This window comes from Azospirillum oryzae, from assembly GCF_900177515.1.
Taxonomy (GTDB): domain Bacteria; phylum Pseudomonadota; class Alphaproteobacteria; order Azospirillales; family Azospirillaceae; genus Azospirillum; species Azospirillum oryzae_A.
Genome location: NZ_FXAK01000007.1, coordinates 1,335,003 through 1,351,976, shown reverse-complemented (window position 1 = coordinate 1,351,976; position 16,974 = coordinate 1,335,003). Strand labels below are relative to the sequence as shown.

Below are 16,974 nucleotides of genomic sequence, written 5' to 3'. Positions count from 1 at the left end.
CGCGGCTCAGTCCCGCGCCACGATGGGGGTCAGCTTGTAGCGGGCGGCGATGGTCTCCAGCCGGCCGTCGGCCTTGATCGCCGCGACGAAGGCGTTGACCCGCTCCAGCCATGCCGCGTCGCCCGGCGCCACCGCATAGGCATAGGGGGTCGGCTGTACCGGCACGTCCGGCACGATCAGCCGCGCCCAGGGATGGAAGGCCAGCATGCGCTGCCCATAGGGATAGTCGGTCAGGAAGGCGTCGGCGCGGCCGGACTGCACTTCCTCCTCGCGCTCCTGCGGGCGGGTGACGGCGACGATGCGCGCGGCCTTCATGGCGGAGCGGGCATAGCCGTCCATGTAGGTGTCCTTTTGCACCGCCACGACATTGCCGGCGCGGTCGAGATCCTCCCATCGCCGGATGCCCTCGTTGGTCTGGGTGGTCACCGCATAGATGCCGCTGCGCAGATAGGGCTGGCTGAAGGCGACGCGCTGCGCCCGGGCCGGGGTGGCACCGATGGCGAACATGCCGATGTCGCAGCGGTCGGCCAGCAGATCGTCGATGAAGCGGGGAAAGCTGCTCTCCACCACGGTCAGCCGCACGCCCAGATCGTCGGCGAAGGCCTGAGCCAGCTCCGCATCCAGCCCCTCCAGCACGCCGGTGCGCGGATTCCGGAACGAGATTGCATAGTAATCGGGCCATGAACAGACACGAAGTTGCTTCTGCTCTGCAATTTTCTGAAGTTTCCCATCAGCCGCCATGACCGGTTCGGCGATGGAAGCCGACAAGACCGACAGAATTGCTGCACCAACTGCCAAAATGACCCGCGTCGCCATGCCACACCTTTCGTTAACCAACGACCCCAGTTCTTCACACTCCAAACACAAGTCCGTGAAGCGGCGCCGGTATCTTAACATATTGCGGATATGGTCGGCAGCGAATGCTTGGCGTCCGCCGTCCGTCCCTGCTATTATCCCGGACGCAAACTTCGACCATGGCCGACGTCCAGCGCCTTGATCCGACTGCAATCCGGAGGCGATTGCGCGCCGGGGCCGCGAAACATGCCGGGTCGCTCGACCACTTCTGACCGTCCGGAACGCAGTCCTGTCCCTGTCCCCAGCCAAAGCGGACCTGAAGGGTCTCTTCGAAAAGCGGGGCGGCGTCATCGCCTTCGCCCTTCTGGCGGTCTTCGCCCTGCTGATCATCCAGGGCCAGCAGCTGATCGCCGCAAGGCAGGCCGCGCTCGATTCGGCGGAGGCAAGCCTGTCCAGCCTTGCCGCGGCGCTCGAGGTATCGACCACCCGCACGATCCAATCGGTGGATGTGACCCTGTCCTCCATCGTCGATTCGCTGTCCGACGCCAGCTGGACCGGCGAGGATGGGGCAGCCGCCTCCGACGCGACCGCCATGCTGACCGACCGGTTGCGCCGCTCGCCGCACCTGCGCGGACTGACGCTTCTCGACCGTACCGGCCGCATCGTCGCCACCACGGAGGGGACGCGCCCCGCCGGCCTGTACCTGACGGAGCTGGACGTCTTCCGCATGCAGGCGGCCGGACAGGGCAATGGTCTGATGATCGGCGATCCGCGCCCGGGACGCAGCCTGATCGACCGCGCCGAGGGTGGCGAGCGGTCGGGACGCTGGATATTGCCGATGAGCCGCGCCCTGCGCGACGCCGACGGCACGCTGCAGGCGGTTGTCGTCGCGACCGTCAATCCGGACTATTTCCAGGGACTCTACCGTGCGGTCCAGGGCGGCCACGTCGCCGGCGTGGGCGACCGCATCGCGCTGTACCGCTATGACGGCACCCTGCTGACGGTGCAGCCGCAGGCCGGGGAGGAAATCGCCCGCTCCTTCGCCGCGACCCCGCTGTTCCAAAGCCATCTGCCGCAGGCCGAATATGGCGTGTTCCGCCATTCCGGAACGGATATCGGCGCCGGTCCCGACACGCGCATCGTCGCCTACCGGACGACGCCGGTCTGGCCGCTGGTCCTGACCGTCAGCGTGCGCAAGGACACGGTGCTGGCCGGGTGGCGCGACGATCTGTGGACGGCGACCCTGCTGTCCGGCGGGATGACCCTGCTGCTGGGGATGTTCGGGATGATGCTGGCCCGCTCGCTGGCGGCCCAGCGCCGGCAGGGCAAGGAACTGGAAGAGACCAACGCCCGTCTGTCCGCCATCGTGGACACCGCGGCGGAGGGCATCGTCACCGCAAGGCCGGACGGCGTGATCGAGGCCGCCAATCCCGCCGCGCATGCCATCTTCCGCTGCGCGCCGGGCGGGCTGGTCGGACGGTCGGTGCTGGATCTGCTGCCGCCGGACATGCGGATCAATGCCGCCCGCGCGCTGGACGAGATCGCGCAGGGCCGCCGCGACATGGGTCGGACGGCACGGGGCGAAACCCTCGCCCTGCGGCCATCGGCGCCCGACGGGACCGGGGAGGCGGAGAGCTTCCCGCTCGCCTATTCCACGGCCCTGGTCATGACCGGAGCCGGCCCGCTCTACGCCGCGATCTTGCGCGACCTGACGGAGGAGAAACGGCTGGAACATACGCTGCGCGACGCAAAGGAACGGGCGGAGGACGGCCAGCGCATCAAGATGGAATTCCTCGCGACCATGAGTCACGAGATCCGCACGCCGATGAACGGCGTCATCGGCATGGCCGGACTGCTGCTCGACACGCCGATGGAGGCTGAACAGCGCACCTATGCCGAGACGATCCGCGATTCCGCCGAATCGCTTCTGGTCATCATCAACGACATCCTCGACTTCTCCAAGATCGACGCCGGCCGGCTGGATCTGGAGATCGGAGAGTTCGAACTGGTGCCGATGGTCGAAAGCGTGGCGGAGATCCTGGCGCCGCGCGCTGCGGCCAAGGGGCTCGACCTCGCCAGCTACGTGCCGCCCGGCCTGCGCGGCCCGCTGCTGGGCGATGCCGGCCGGCTGCGGCAGATCCTGCTGAACCTCGCCGGCAACGCCGTGAAGTTCACCGACACCGGCAGCGTCACCATCCTGCTGAGCGAGGAGCCCGCGTCCGCCGGTTCAGAATCCGCCAAAATTGCGACCGATGGCGTCTGCGTCCGGTTCGAGGTGCGCGACACCGGAATCGGCATTTCGGAGGAGGAACGGCCGCGCCTGTTCGCCATGTTCACGCAGGTGGATTCCTCGCCCGCCCGCCGCCATGGCGGCACCGGGCTGGGTCTGGCGATCTGCAAGCGGCTGGCGGAGCTGATGGGCGGCCAAATCGGGGTGGACAGCCAGCCGGGGTCGGGCAGCGTCTTCTGGGTGACCATCCCGCTGAAGCGCGGCGCCGGCAGCGCCCATCCGCCGGCGCCGGCCGGCGATTGGGCTGGGCGCCGGCTGCTGCTGGTCGACGACATCGCCGTCAACCGCGACCTGCTGACCCGGCAGATCGACGGCTTCGGCATCGTGACCGAAACGGCGGAGAACGGGGAGCAGGCCCTCTACCGGCTGATCGCCGCCGCCCGGAACGGCAAAGCTTTCGACGCCGCCATCCTCGATCACCGGATGCCGGGCCTGACCGGTCCCGAACTGGCCCGGCGCATCCGGTCCATTCCCGAACTGGCCGGCATCCGGCTGGCGCTCGCCTCGTCGCAGAGGCTGGAGGGGCAGGAGCCGGACCGGGCGCCGGTCGATACCCACCTTCCCAAGCCGATCCGCTTCAGCATGCTGTGCCAATGCCTCGCCCGGCTGCTGGAACCGCGACCGCCTGTGGTCGCCGCCAACAACATCCTGTCCCTCCCCATCCGCGGGCCGGCCGAGCCGGCGGTTGTCGCCAAGGCCGGTGCGCCGCCCGCCCCGCAGTCGGCCACGAAACCGGAACCGACGCCGCGCGTCCGTGTGCTGGTGGCCGAGGACAATCCGGTCAACCAGCAGCTGACGCTGGCCCTGCTGCGCCGCGCCGGGCACAGCGCGGAAGCGGTGTCCAACGGCGAGGAGGCGGTGGAGGCGGTGACGGCGCGGCCCTACGACCTCGTTCTGATGGACGTCCAGATGCCGGTGATGGACGGGCTGGCGGCGACGCGGCGGATCCGCCGGCTGTCCGGTCCGGCCGCACGCATCCCGGTGGTGGCCCTGACCGCCAACGCCATGCAGGGCGACGCCGCCATCTGCCTGGAAGCCGGCATGGACGATTACCTGTCCAAGCCGATCAACGCACGCAAGCTGCTGGACACCATCGCCCGTTTCGCCGCTCCGGCCGCCGACACCGCTGCCGATGGCAGCGGGCAAACCCCTGCCCCACCTCAGCCGGAACCTGAGCCGGCCACCGTCAATGTGGAGAAGATCGAGGAACTGCGCGACGCGCTGGGTAGCGACGGGTTCGCGCTGCTGCTGGAAACCTTCTTCAGCGACAGTCCGCAGCATCTCGATCTGCTGCGTGCCGCCATCGCGCGCGGGGACCGCTCCGGCATCGAACGGGAGGCGCACATCCTGAAGGGGTCCGCCGCCAATGTCGGATTCGACCGGCTGGCCGCCACCGCCCATCATCTGGTCGCCGCCGCCCGCAGCGGCGACCATGACGCCCTGACCGCCACCGCCGGCGAACGGGTCGCCGCCGAGCTGTCCGCCGCACGGAAGGCCGCCGCGTTGCTGGAGGCGTCCGTCGGCTGAACCGCTGACCGGGTCGCCGGACACCCTTGCTGCGACGCAGTGCCGCCGGTGATTGTGCAATAGCGTCAGTTTCTGTAAAATGCCGTGGATTTCCCGATCCCGCTCCCCGAAACGCTGGAGTAGACGCCGACCATGGCCGATGCCGTCACCGCTCTGGTCGTCGATGACGAGGAAATGACCCGCGCCATCGTTGCCGGCTATCTCTCCCGCATCGGCTACCGCACGCTGGAGGCCGGGACCATGGCGCAGGCGTGGGAGTTCCTGTCGGCCAGCGGGTCGGCGATCCATGTCGTTCTGCTCGACCGGCGGCTCGCCGACGGCGATGGGCTGGAACTGTATGAACGGATGAAGCAGGAACCGCATCTGGCCGACATCCCCGTCATCGTCCAGACCATCTCCGACAGCAGTTCGGAGATCGCGGCCGCCATCCGCGCCGGCGTCTTCTACTACCTCATCAAGCCCTATGACGGCGCGCTGCTGCGCTCCGTCGTCCGCGCGGCGGAGGAGACGACCGGGCGGCTGAGGAGCCTGCAGGGCGACCTGCGCTCCCGGTCCGACGCCATCGGCCTGCTGCGCGACGGGCGTTTCCGCTTCCGTACCCTGCAGGAGGCGCAGAATCTCGCCATCACCCTGTCATCCGTCGCCGCCACCGCCCACAGCCTGACCTTCGGCCTGTCGGAGATCCTGGTGAATGCGGTGGAGCACGGCAACCTCGGCATCGGGTTCGAGGCGAAGGGCCGTCTGAAGGCCAGCGGCATGCTGGCGCGCGAGATCGAAGCGCGGCTGGCCTCGGCCGAGCATCGCGACAAATACGCCACCGTGCATGTGGAGCGCAGCGACAGCCGCGTGATCTTCACCGTGACCGACATGGGGGCGGGCTTCGACTTCAACCGCTACCTGTCGGTCGATGCCTCGCAGTCGAACGCCACCCACGGCCGCGGGATCGCGCTGGCCCGCATGGTCGGGTTCGACCAGCTGACCTATGTCGGCAACGGCAACCGGGTGGTCGGCATCGTCAATCTGGACCGGGCGCCGGACGGACCGTCCGACTGATCCACTGCACCGTCAGGTCGTCGGCCAGCAGCCGCGCCATCACGGCAAATTGCGTTTCGGAATCCGTCGCCAGCCTACATTCCCGGCTCGAACACCGCGACCCGATTGCGGCCGAGGTGCTTCGCCCGATAGAGCGCCAGATCGGCACGGTGGATCGCCCGCTCCAGCGTGTCGGTGGCCCCCTCCAGCCCGGCGATGCCGATGCTCGCGGTCAGGCGGAAGGTGCCGTCGGTCGCCTCGATCGGCATGCGGGCCAGATGGCGGCGCACCCGTTCGGCCACCACGCGGCTCTCGTCCGCGGTGGCGCCGGGCAGGACCACCACGAACTCCTCCCCGCCCAGCCGGCCGAGAATGTCGTATTCCCGTAGAATCGCCTGACAGCCGGCCGCCACCATGCGCAGCGCGTCGTCGCCGGTGGCATGGCCGAAGGTGTCGTTGATGCGCTTGAAATGGTCGACGTCGAGGACGAAGACGGACAGCGGCTCGTGGAACCGGTGGGCACGGGCCAGTTGGGCGCGGGCCATGTCCATGAAGGAGCGCCGGTTGTAGATGCCAGTCAGCGGATCGCGCGATGCCATGTCGCGCAGCGCCTCTTCCATGCTGCGGCGCTCGGTGTAGTCGTAGATCCAGGCAAGATTGACCGCCATGCCCTGGATCACCGCCTGATTCACCGTGAACAGCGTCCAGAAGGGCGAGCCGTCGGCCCGCTTGAACTGGACCTCCATGTTGGTGACGCCGCCGCCGCCGCCGCGCAGCCTTTCCAGGACGCGCAGGCGCTGGTGGCTGTCCAGGTAATAGTCGCGGGCCCGGCTGCCGATCAGCTTTTCGCGCGGCAGGCCGATCAGCTCGGCGAAGCGGGTGTTGACGAAGATGATCCGGCCGTCGTCGCGCCGGGACACCGAAACGCCGATCGGACTCTGTTCGAGGATGGCCTCCAGCCGCTCCTCGTTCGGGCGCGCTTCGGTCAGCTCGTGGATGGCGCCGACGATGCCCGCCGGCTTGCCCGATCCATCGTGGAAGGCCGTCTTGGTCAGGTTGACCATCCGCATCGCGCCTTCGGCCGTACAGATCGGCGCCTCGTACCGGACGCTGCCGTCATGCTCCAGCAGGTCGCGGTCGTGGCCAACATGCTGGCTCGCCATGTCGGGCCCGGTCAGCGCGAACGCGGTTTGCCGCAGCATCTCGTCGCGGGCGATGCCGGTCAGACGGGAAAAGGCATGGTTGACCGCGATGTACTGGCCGGCGGCGTCCTTGACGAACAGCGGCACCGGCGAGGCTTCCAGCAGAGCGTCGACCACCGGCTTCTCGGTGCAGGCGGCGGTATCGATCGCACCCCCGGTCTGCCGGTACAGTGAATCGACGTCCGTCACGGTCAGCAGCCGCTGCATGCCGGCATCGCCGTCCGCCCCGCTGTCCCACGGCCTTTCCGCAACCGTCACCCAGCGTGCGGAACCGTCGTTCCGCAAGATGCGGAACGCCTGTCCCGTCTCCTGCGCGGCGCCGCCGGGGCCGCCATGATCGAGTGCGAACTCGCACAGGCTGCGGCCGGGGAGACCGCCCGCCTCACAGCCCAGCAGGTCATGCAGGGCCGGATTCGCGTGGTGGATGATCCCCGAAGCCGTGACGAGGCAAACCCCGACCGGCAGGCGGTCAAAGGCCGAAAACGCGGTTTCGCGCCCGTCATCCACACCACGGCCTGACATCATCACCATGCAACCCGGAACCGGCATGGCCGAGAGTGTTTCATAGAATTTTATGTCCCCGCAATGCCGGCGATTTCCGACAGGGTCGAAGTGTGACGGCCGGATTTCTAAAAGCGGTTGAGTATATAAAATTTTCGCCGATTGTTCAAGGTGCTGACGTTTCACGCGGTTGCAGCGCCCTGCTTCCTTCAACGCCCAATGCGACACCAAGCCGCTGCCACTCCCCGGCTGCGCCCGGCAATCCGAATCGCAGCCAGTCCGGCCGCTGTTCGAATCGGCGCACGAGGATCCCGGCCTCGCCCAGGGCGCGATACAGCGCCGGTGCCCGCGGGTCCTCGACGAGACGGTACAGCTCGGTCCCGCCGACCACGCGCAGGCCGGCCCGCTCCAGCAGGCGGTCCAGTTCCGCCGCCGCCGCCGCCAGCCGCCCTCTGGTCGCCTCGATCCAATGGCGGTCGCCCAGCGCCGCCGTGGCGATGGCCAGCCCCGGTCCCGACACCGCCCAGGGGCCGATGGCCTCGCGCAACGCCATCGCCAGCGCGACCGGCGCCAGCGCGATTCCCAGCCGCAGCCCCGCTAGCCCGAAGAATTTGCCGAAGGACCGCAGGACCACCAGCCCCGGTTTGCCGGCATGTGCCGCGAGGCTGTCCTGCGGCCGCATGTCGGCAAAGGCCTCATCCACCACCAGCCAGCCGCCGCGGGCATGCTGCGCATCGGCAAGTTCCAGCAGGCGGGCGGCGGGCCAGCGCCGGCCGTCGGGGTTGTTCGGGTTGACGATCACCAGGACGTCGGCCTCCTCCACCCCCTCCACCATCCGGACGTCATGGCCGGCCAGCGCCCAGCAGCGGGCATGCTCGGCATAGGTCGGCCCCAGGACGGCGACGCGGCCCGGCGCGCGCAGCCGCGGCAGCAACTGGATCAGCGCCTGCGATCCCGACGCCGCAGCCACCACATCCGCCGAAGGCGCGCCATAGCAGGCCGCCGCCGCGCTCCGCAGCGCGGCCTCCTCGCCGCGGCCGGGCAGCCGGCTCCAGGCATCCGGCCGCACAGGCGGCAGCGGATAGGGCCAGGGGTTGATGCCGGTGGACAGGTCGATCCACGGCTCCGGCGCATCCGGGAACGCGGCGCGGGCGCCGTCGAGGTCCCCGCCATGCAGCAGGGTGCCGCCGGCCACTTCCCGTTTCCCCGTCTGCCGTTCGTCCGTCACGCTCGGCTTGGTCGCCGGGCACTCTTCGGCCATGATCGCGCCTCTTCCTCAATCACCGACGCGCGGCCAGCGCGCCGCCCCATTGCCTGGAACGTCCCACCCGTGCCGCTGCTGCATCCTTTCCTGCTCGCCACCGCACTCATCGTCGAAGCGGTGGCGGGCTATCCCGATCCACTCTACGCCCGCATCCGTCACCCGGTCGTGTGGATCGGAGCGCTTATCGCCCAGCTTGACCGTACGCTCAACCATGAGAGCGACCGGTTCGGCCGCCGCAAGGCTTTCGGCGTGCTGGCGGTTGCGGTGCTTCTGCTGACGGTGGGCGGTGTTGCGGTGGCGGTGGCCTGGGTCTGCCGGCTGCTGCCCTTCGGCTGGCTGGCCGAGGCGGTGCTGGCCTCCACCCTGCTGGCCCAGCGCAGCCTGCACGACCATGTGGCGGCCGTTGCCAAGGGCTTCCGCAGCGGTGGGCTGGAGGGCGCGCGCAAGGCGGTGTCGATGATCGTCGGCCGCAACCCGGCGACGCTAGACGAGCCCGCCGTCGCTCGCGCCGCTATCGAAAGCCTCGCCGAGAATTTCTCCGACGGGGTGGTTGCCCCGGCCTTCTGGCTGCTGGTGGGCGGGCTGCCCGGTCTGGCGCTCTACAAGGCGATCAACACCGCGGACAGCATGATCGGCCACCGCACCCCGCGCCACGAGGCGTTCGGCTGGGCGGCGGCGCGGCTGGACGATCTGGTCAACCTGCCGGGATCGCGCCTGACCGCCCTGCTGCTGGTGGGGGCGGCCTGGATGACCGGCGGGGCCGACGCGCGGCAGGCCTGGGCATCGATCCGGCGGGACGCCCACCGCCACCGCTCCCCGAACGCCGGCTGGCCGGAGGCGGCGATGGCCGGCGCGCTCGATCTGCGGCTGGGCGGGCCGCGGGTCTATGGCGCCACCCGGATCGAGGATGTCTGGCTCGGCCCCGGCCGCACCGCCGCCACTCCGGACGACATCGGCCGGGCACTGGTGCTCTACCGCCGCGCCTGCGCCCTGCTGATCGCCTCCGCACTGGTGCTGGCGGTGCTGGGATAAGGTTCACCCCCGCGCCGCCCGCCGCATCATCAGCGACAGCCGCCGCCCGACCCGGCGGCCGAAGCGGCGGAGGGCGTACAGCAGGCGGCGGGCGGCGCGGGCGGGGGCGGTCTCCTTCAGCCAGGCGAGCCAGGCCATTACCCGAACATAGCCCCGGGCGAACCAGCCGATGGTCAGCAGCTTCGGCTTGGCGACGTGGAACAGCCGCTCCACCAGCGTGATCTTGACCAGTTCCGCCCCGACGATCACGGCGACTCCGGCCATCGGGCGGCCGGTGGCGAACAGCCATGCCCCGACCGGCTTGGCCGGCTCCAGCAACGCCAGCGGCACCAGGACGAGAATCAGCGACGGGTAAGGTCCCAGACCGGCGACCCAGCGGCCGATCCGCCCGAACAGCGGCAGCCGAGCAATGCGGCGGACCACCGGCCGCACCACCCAGTAGGCCAGCGCATCCAAAAGGAAATATCCGACCGCGAGCAGGGTTGCGACCGGACGCAGCAGGCGGGCCAACAGCCGCCACGGCTGCTTCGGCCGACTTGGCGATGCGATACGCTTGCCAGCCCCGCGCGTGGGGCCGGGCGGGAAATCGCTTTTCATTTGAAACATCCCGACGGAGGTCCTAGGTCCCTGTCTACCACCAAGGCGAGCCTTTCGTTTGACGGAAGGGGCTGGCACCTTCACCCAAATTGTTCCTGTACACACACGATCAGGTCTGCTCCATCCCCGAACGTAGTCCCACAACAGCAAAGCCCACCGTGCCCGGCCATTACGATCCCCTCCTCGTCGCACTCTCATACGTAATCGCCGTGTTCGGCGGTTATGTGGCTCTGGATCTCGCCCATCACACCGGCAACGGCACGGCCCACCCCACCATCACGCATCCCCGCCGCGACGGCGCCGGCGGCGGTCCGGGCAATGGCCGGCGGCTGATGAGTGCGGCGCTGGCCCTTGGGGCCGGGATATGGTCGATGCACTTCATCGGCATGCTCGCCTATCGCAGCGACATACCGATCAGCTACGACGCCGGGCTCACCGCTTTGTCCTTCGTGCTGGCGGTCGCCGTTTCGGGTGCCGGCCTGTTCGCCGTCGCCCGCAACCGCCCGCGCCGCTACACCCTGCCGGTGGCGGGAACGCTGACGGGGCTGGGCATCGTCAGCATGCATTATGTGGGGATGGCGGGCATGCAAATGGATATGGAGCTGTCCTACGACGCCGTTCTGGTCGCCGTCTCTGTCGCCGTCGCCATCGTCGCCTCCACCGCGGCCTTGTGGCTGGCCTTCCGGACCCAGCGCCCGCTGCAGCGGGCCGCCGGTGCCGTTCTGCTGGGCATGGGCGTGGTGACGATGCACTACACCGGCATGGCCGCGGCCGGGATGGAGCCGATAACCGAGGCGGGCACCGCAACGCTCGACAGCATGGGCCCTTACCACACCATGCCGGCCCATGCGACGACCGCCTCCGGGCAGCGGATGGCGCTGTCCCCCCCGCTGCTGGCGATCATGACCGGGGTGGGCACGCTGCTTCTGCTCTCGCTGGCGATGCTGTCGTCTTTACTGGACCGCCGGCAGCAGGCGGAACGGACGGCGGAGCAGGAGGCGCGCTATCGCGCCATCGTCGACACCGCGGTCGACCCCATCGTCCTGATCAACGACCAGGGCACCGTCGAATCCTTCAACCATGCGGCGGAGAAAACCTTCGGCTATCGCGCCGAGGAGGTGATCGGCCGCAACGTCAACATGCTGATGCCGGAGCCGTACCGGAGCGCCCATGACGGCTATCTCGACCGCTACCACCGGACGGGAGAGCGGCGGATCGTCGGAATCGGCCGCGAGGTGGAAGGGCTGCGCAAGGACGGCTCCACCTTCCCGCTCGACCTGTCGGTCGGCGAATGGCATGTCGGCAAGCGCCGCATGTACACCGGCATCATGCGCGACATCACCGCCCGCAAGGCCGCCGAGGACGCGATCCTGCGCGCCCGCGACGAGGCGGAGGCGGCGAGGGTCGAGGCGGTCCAAGCCCGCGACGAGGCCCAGCGGGCCGACCGCGCCAAGACCAAGTTCCTCGCCGCCGCCAGCCACGACCTGCGCCAGCCGCTGCAGTCGCTGTTCTTCTTCGCCCACGCGTTATCGGACAAGCTGCAGGACCACCCCACGTCACCGTTGCTGGCCAGCATGACCGATTCGCTGAACGGCCTCCGGGTGATGCTGGACAGCCTGCTGGACGTGTCGCGGCTCGATGCCGGGGTGGTGAAACCCAGCGTCACCGATTTCGCGCTCGGACCCCTGCTGGACCGGCTGGCCGAGGAATACCGCATCCGCGCCACCGAATCCGGACTGACCCTGCGCCATGTCCCGACCTCCGCCTGGACCAGCAGCGACCCCGCCCTGCTGGAGCGCATCCTGCGCAACCTGATCGAGAACGCCATCCGCTACACCGAGCGCGGCCATATCCTGGTCGGCTGCCTGCACCGCGGCGGATCTCTGCGGCTCGCGGTGATCGACCAGGGCATCGGCATCCCCGGCGACCGGACGGAAGACATCTTCCAGGAGTTCACCCAGCTCGCCAATCCGGAGCGCGACCGGCGCAAGGGCCTGGGCCTGGGACTGGCCATCGTGCGGCGGCTGGCCGGGCTGCTCGAGCATGGGGTGGCGGTGCGGTCCACGCCTGGCCGTGGCAGCGGCTTCTTCCTCGACCTGCCGGCGGCGGTGCCGCGCCCGATTCCGAAGCCGGTGCGCAGCCCGGCCGAACTGCCGGACGCCAAGGGGCTGATCGTCATCGTCGACGATGACACCATCATCCTGCTCAGCATGCGGGCGATGCTGGAGGAATGGGGATACGAGGTGGTCGCCGCCGTTTCGGCCGACGAGGCGATCGCGTCGCTGCTGAATCTCGGCAGGCAGCCGGCGATGATCGTCGCCGACTATCGCCTGCGCGAAGGCCGGACGGGGGTGGAGGCGATCCGCGATATCTACGGCGTCTGCGGCGTGCGTGTCCCCGCCGTGGTGCTGACCGGCGATACCGATCCCGCCCGCATCGCCGAGGTGCAGCGCAGCGGTCACCGCCTGATCCACAAGCCGGTGTCCGCCCCGATGCTGCGCGAGATCCTGAACGCCGCTGCGTAGGCCGGGCGACGAAAAACCACCCGACTCCACCGAAGCAACCCTGGACGGGCCGGCGGCAGGGGGACTAGCATCCGCCACCCGAACGAGCCCCCCGGCGGCCCCCGCCCGTCGCCGCCCCATTTCTCTCACGGACCGTGATGCTGCGCCGTTCCTTGATCCGCGCCGGTGAGACCTGCGCTTTCCATCTCCGTGCCGCCCTGGCGCGTGCGCTGTCCCGCCCTGCCCCTCCTGCGGCACCGCCCGCCGCACCTCCTTATGACGGCTACCCGGTCCCTCCGCAGCAACAGCCGGTCCAGTACCCTGGCGCCCCCTATCCCGGCGCGCCTTATCCGCAGCCTCCGCAGCAGCCGGTCTATCCGCCTGACGGGTTCCCGCCCAACGCCTACCCGCCGGGCACCCATCTCCCCGCGCCCCCTCCAATGGGTGCGCAACCGCCCGGCCAGCCCTATCCCTATCCGCAGCAGCCGGCGCCGCCCTATGGCGTGCAGCCGCCGCAAGCGGTTCCTCCCTACGCCCCACCACCGCAGTATCCACCCCAAACCGCGCCTTCCGGCCGACCGCCGGGACGCCCGCGGTTGCGCCTGCCGCGCGGACGCTGGGGCAAGGTGGCGGTCGTCGCGGGCGTGCTGGTCCTGCTGCCCCCGGTGACGCTGTTCGGCGCCTATTGGTGGATGCGGGCGCAGCAGCCGCAGACCAGCGGCACCATAGCCATCCCCGGCAGCGGCGCCCCGGCGGAGATCGTCCGCGACCGCCAAGGTGTGGTCCATATCTTCGCGGCGACGGAGCGCGACGCCTACCGCGCGCTGGGCTATGCCCACGCCCAGGACCGGCTGTGGCAGATGGAGACGATGCGCCGCGCCGGCGCCGGCCGGCTGGCCGAGCTGATCGGCATCAAATACGGCGACTTCGCGCTCCGCACCGACCGGTTGATGCGCACGCTCGGCGTCCGCCGCTCGGCAGAGGCGATGGAAGCCACCCTGTCGCCGGAGGCCCGCACCGCCTTCGAGGCCTATGCCGAGGGCGTGAACGCCTATCTCGCCACGCGGTCGGAGGCGCTGCCGGTCGAATTCCAGCTTCTGCGCCACACGCCGGAGCCCTGGACGGTCGCCGACAGTCTGGTGTGGGCCAAGCTGATGGCGCTGCAACTGTCCGCCAACTATCGTGACGAGCTGTTCCGCTCCCGCGTGCTGGAACGGCTGTCGCCGACCCAGGTCGACGACCTGTTCCCGCCCGACGCCCCCGGCGCGCCCACCACGCTGGCGACCGACCTTCGCGGCATGGATTTGCGGGAGACGGTGCGCCGCACCCTGGCGGCCCTGCCGCAAATGGGTTTCGACACTGCGTCAAACGAATGGGTCCTGACCGGCGCCCGCACCACCACCGGCAAGCCGATCCTCGCCAACGACCCGCATCTCGGGCTGGAAGCGCCGATCCTCTGGTATCTCACCCGCATCGTGACGCCCGACCTCACCGTCACCGGCGCCACCGTGCCGGGCGTGCCGCTGACCATCCTCGGCCACAACGGCAAGGTCGCCTGGGGCTTCACCACCACCCACAGCGACACCCAGGATCTGTTCGTCGAGAAGCCGGATCCGCAGGATCCCGCCCGCTACCTGACCCCCGACGGCAGCCAGCCCTTCGAGACGCACGCCGAGACCATCGCCATCGCCGGCGAGCAGTCGCAGACGCTGACCGTGCGCAGCACGCGCCATGGTCCGGTCATCTCCGACCTCGATGCTGCGCCCGCCGGCACTGCGCCCGGCCCGGTGCTGTCTCTGTCCTTCCCCGGCCTTGCCGACGACGACACCAGCGCGGAGGCGCTCTACCGCCTGAACCATGCGGAAACGGCGGAGGCGGCCCGCGAGGCGCTGCGCCTGCATGTCGCCCCGCAACAGAACATCGTCTATGCGGATGTGGGCGGCACCGTCGGCTTCATCTCCGCCGGCCGGGTGCCGATCCGCCGCAAGGGCGATGGGCGCGTGCCGGTTCCCGGCTGGACCGGCGAGTATGACTGGACCGGCTTTCTGCCCTACTACGCCCTGCCGCAGTCGGTGAACCCGCCGTCGGGGCAGTTCGTCAACGCCAACAACGCGGTGGTCGGGCACGACTATCCCTATCGACTCGCCACCGAATGGCCCGATCCGTCGCGTGCCAAGCGCATCGTCGAGATGCTGGGCACCGGGCGTTTTTCCGTCGAGGATGTTGCGCGCCAGCAGATGGACATCGTCTCGCTGCCGGCCCGCGACTTCCTGCCCGAACTGCTGAAATACCCGTCCCCGCCCGGCCTCGCCAGCGACGCGGCGGCGCTTCTGCGCAGCTGGGACGGCCGCATGGACCGCAACAGGCCGGAGCCGCTGATCTTCACCGCCTGGATGCGCGAGCTGGTGCGGGCGGTGTTCGCCGACGAACTCGGCCCCGATTTCGCGTCCTACTGGGAACTGCGGCCGGAGGCCTTGCGCCATGTCCTGGACGAACGGCCGGAGTGGTGCGACGACGTCACCACGCCGCAGAAGGAAAGCTGCGCCGACATGATCGGCCGGTCGCTGGAGGCCTCGGTTGCGATGCTTGCCGAGCGTCACGGCTCCAGCCCGAAAAGCTGGCGCTGGGGCGACGACCACAAGGCGGCGCTGGTCCACCGGATGCTGAGCCGCCTGCCGCTGATCGGCGGCACCGCCGACCTGTCGGTGGAAACCGACGGCGGCTTCTTCACCGTCAACCGCGGGACGACCTCGACCCGCGATCCGGCGAACCCCTTCCGCCATGTCCATGGCGCCGGGTTCCGCGCGGTCTATGATCTGGCCGACCTGGACAATTCCCGCTTCGTGATCGCCACCGGGCAATCCGGCAACATCTGGTCCCGCCATTGGGGCGATCTGGTCGGGCTGTGGCGCGACGGCGGCTCATTGCGTCTGGCCGGCGACCGTGGCACGTTGCTCTCGGCAGGGGCGGAGGTGCTGACACTCACACCACGCAACACCGGGACAGCCAAGAAATGACCATCACTCTGGAGGACGTGCGCGCCGCGGCGGCGCGCATCGCGGGGCACCTGCCCCGGACGCCCACGGTTCCGGCGCCCCGCCTGGGGGACATGGCGGGGTGCCGGCTGCATGTGAAGCTGGAGAACCAGCACGCCACCAGCTCCTTCAAGGAGCGCGGCGCGCTTAACAAGCTGCTGTCGCTGGGCGAGGCGGAGCGCCAAGCCGGCGTCATCGCCATGTCCGCCGGCAACCATGCCCAGGCGGTGGCCTGCCACGCCACGCGGCTGGGCATCCGCTCCACCATCGTCATGCCCGCCTTCACTCCCTTCACCAAGGTGGAGCGGACGGAGAATCTCGGCGCCACCGTCGAACTGCATGGCGAGACGCTGAGCGAGGCCGCCGCCTTCGCCCATGATCTGGCGGCGCGCGACGGGCTGATCTTCGTCCACCCCTACGACGACCCGCTGGTCGCCGCCGGCCAGGGCACCACCGCGCTGGAACTGCTGGAGGATGTGCCCGACCTCGACGTGCTGGTGATTCCGATCGGCGGCGGCGGGCTGATCGCCGGCATGGCGACGGCGGCCAAGGCGCTGCGGCCGGACCTGGAGATCGTCGGCGTGCAGTGCAGCCTCTATCCCGCCGTGCGGCAGGCGCTGGCGGGACAGCCGATCACCTGCGGCGGCGCCACGGTGGCGGAGGGCATCGCGGTGAAGGCCCCCGGCGCCCTGACCCTGCCGATCATCCGCGCCTTGGTCGACGATGTGGTGGAGGTGGGCGAGGCCCGGCTGGAGGAAGCGGTCTACCGCCTCGCCACCGTGCAGAAGCTGGTCGCCGAAGGGGCCGGCGCCGCGGCGCTCGCCGCCATTCTGGAGGAGCCGGAGCGCTACCGCGGCCGCAAGGTCGGCATGGTGCTGTCCGGCGGCAACATCGATTCCCGCATCATGGCGCAGGTGCTGATGCGCGGTCTGGTCTATGAGGGGCGGATCGTCCGCCTGCGCATCGGCATCACCGACGCCCCCGGCGCGCTGGCCCGCGTCACCCGCCTGCTGGGCGAGGCCGGGGCGAACATCGTCGAGGTGCACCACCAGCGCCTGTTCCACAATGTGCCGGTGAAGATGGCCGAGGTAGACGTGGTGCTGGAAACCCGCAACCAGACCCATGTCGAGGCGCTGATGACCCGGATGAGGGATGCGGGCTATCCGACGAACCTGATGGTGGAGGTGGGGTAAAG

Annotated in this window: 10 protein-coding genes; 6 read left to right on the top strand and 4 right to left on the bottom strand. The window is 69.6% G+C overall.

What is annotated here, in order from left to right; translation table 11 throughout:
- Positions 1-6: 6 nt before the first annotated feature.
- The gene (locus B9N97_RS18890) at positions 7-741 is read right to left on the bottom strand and encodes a substrate-binding periplasmic protein (protein ID WP_085090658.1); all 735 of its coding nucleotides are present in this window, start codon (positions 739-741) and stop codon (positions 7-9) included.
- Between the two features lie 556 nt (positions 742-1,297).
- Between B9N97_RS18890 and B9N97_RS18885 the strand changes: the two genes are divergently transcribed.
- Positions 1,298-4,612 (top strand): response regulator, encoded by a 3,315-nt coding sequence (locus B9N97_RS18885; RefSeq protein WP_432264196.1) that lies wholly within the window; start codon positions 1,298-1,300, stop codon positions 4,610-4,612.
- A gap of 132 nt (positions 4,613-4,744) precedes the next feature.
- Complete coding sequence (locus tag B9N97_RS18880; RefSeq protein WP_085089301.1) at positions 4,745-5,665, top strand: ATP-binding response regulator; 921 nt, start codon at positions 4,745-4,747, stop codon at positions 5,663-5,665.
- A gap of 74 nt (positions 5,666-5,739) precedes the next feature.
- Here B9N97_RS18880 and B9N97_RS18875 read toward each other — a convergent pair whose 3' ends face one another.
- Together B9N97_RS18875 and cobD are read right to left on the bottom strand one after the other, a co-directional pair.
- Entirely contained in the window at positions 5,740-7,371 is a 1,632-nt protein-coding gene (locus tag B9N97_RS18875) for a sensor domain-containing diguanylate cyclase (protein ID WP_244560781.1), read from the bottom strand.
- 142 nt (positions 7,372-7,513) lie between these two features.
- Positions 7,514-8,608: a threonine-phosphate decarboxylase CobD gene (gene cobD / locus B9N97_RS18870; protein ID WP_085089299.1), complete on the bottom strand. Its 1,095-nt coding sequence runs from the start codon at positions 8,606-8,608 to the stop codon at positions 7,514-7,516.
- Positions 8,609-8,677: 69 nt separating this feature from the next.
- Here cobD and cbiB point away from each other — a divergent pair, with 69 nt between their 5' ends.
- The gene (cbiB, locus tag B9N97_RS18865) at positions 8,678-9,643 is read left to right on the top strand and encodes an adenosylcobinamide-phosphate synthase CbiB (protein ID WP_085089298.1); all 966 of its coding nucleotides are present in this window, start codon (positions 8,678-8,680) and stop codon (positions 9,641-9,643) included.
- Positions 9,644-9,646: 3 nt separating this feature from the next.
- Here cbiB and B9N97_RS18860 read toward each other — a convergent pair whose 3' ends face one another.
- Entirely contained in the window at positions 9,647-10,240 is a 594-nt protein-coding gene (locus tag B9N97_RS18860) for a hypothetical protein (RefSeq protein ID WP_244560780.1), read from the bottom strand.
- A 158-nt stretch (positions 10,241-10,398) separates the two neighbouring features.
- Here B9N97_RS18860 and B9N97_RS18855 point away from each other — a divergent pair, with 158 nt between their 5' ends.
- From B9N97_RS18855 to B9N97_RS18845, 3 genes are all read left to right on the top strand, one after another.
- Positions 10,399-12,765, top strand: coding sequence for a hybrid sensor histidine kinase/response regulator (locus tag B9N97_RS18855; protein WP_085089297.1), 2,367 nt, complete (start codon positions 10,399-10,401; stop codon positions 12,763-12,765).
- Between the two features lie 419 nt (positions 12,766-13,184).
- Entirely contained in the window at positions 13,185-15,761 is a 2,577-nt protein-coding gene (locus tag B9N97_RS18850; protein ID WP_244560779.1) for a penicillin acylase family protein, read from the top strand.
- Positions 15,758-16,972 carry a threonine ammonia-lyase gene (locus tag B9N97_RS18845; RefSeq protein WP_085089295.1) on the top strand — a complete coding sequence of 405 codons (1,215 nt, stop codon included), beginning with the start codon at positions 15,758-15,760 and terminating at the stop codon, positions 16,970-16,972. The genes B9N97_RS18850 and B9N97_RS18845 overlap by 4 nt, the downstream gene beginning before the upstream one ends.
- Positions 16,973-16,974: the final 2 nt, after the last annotated feature.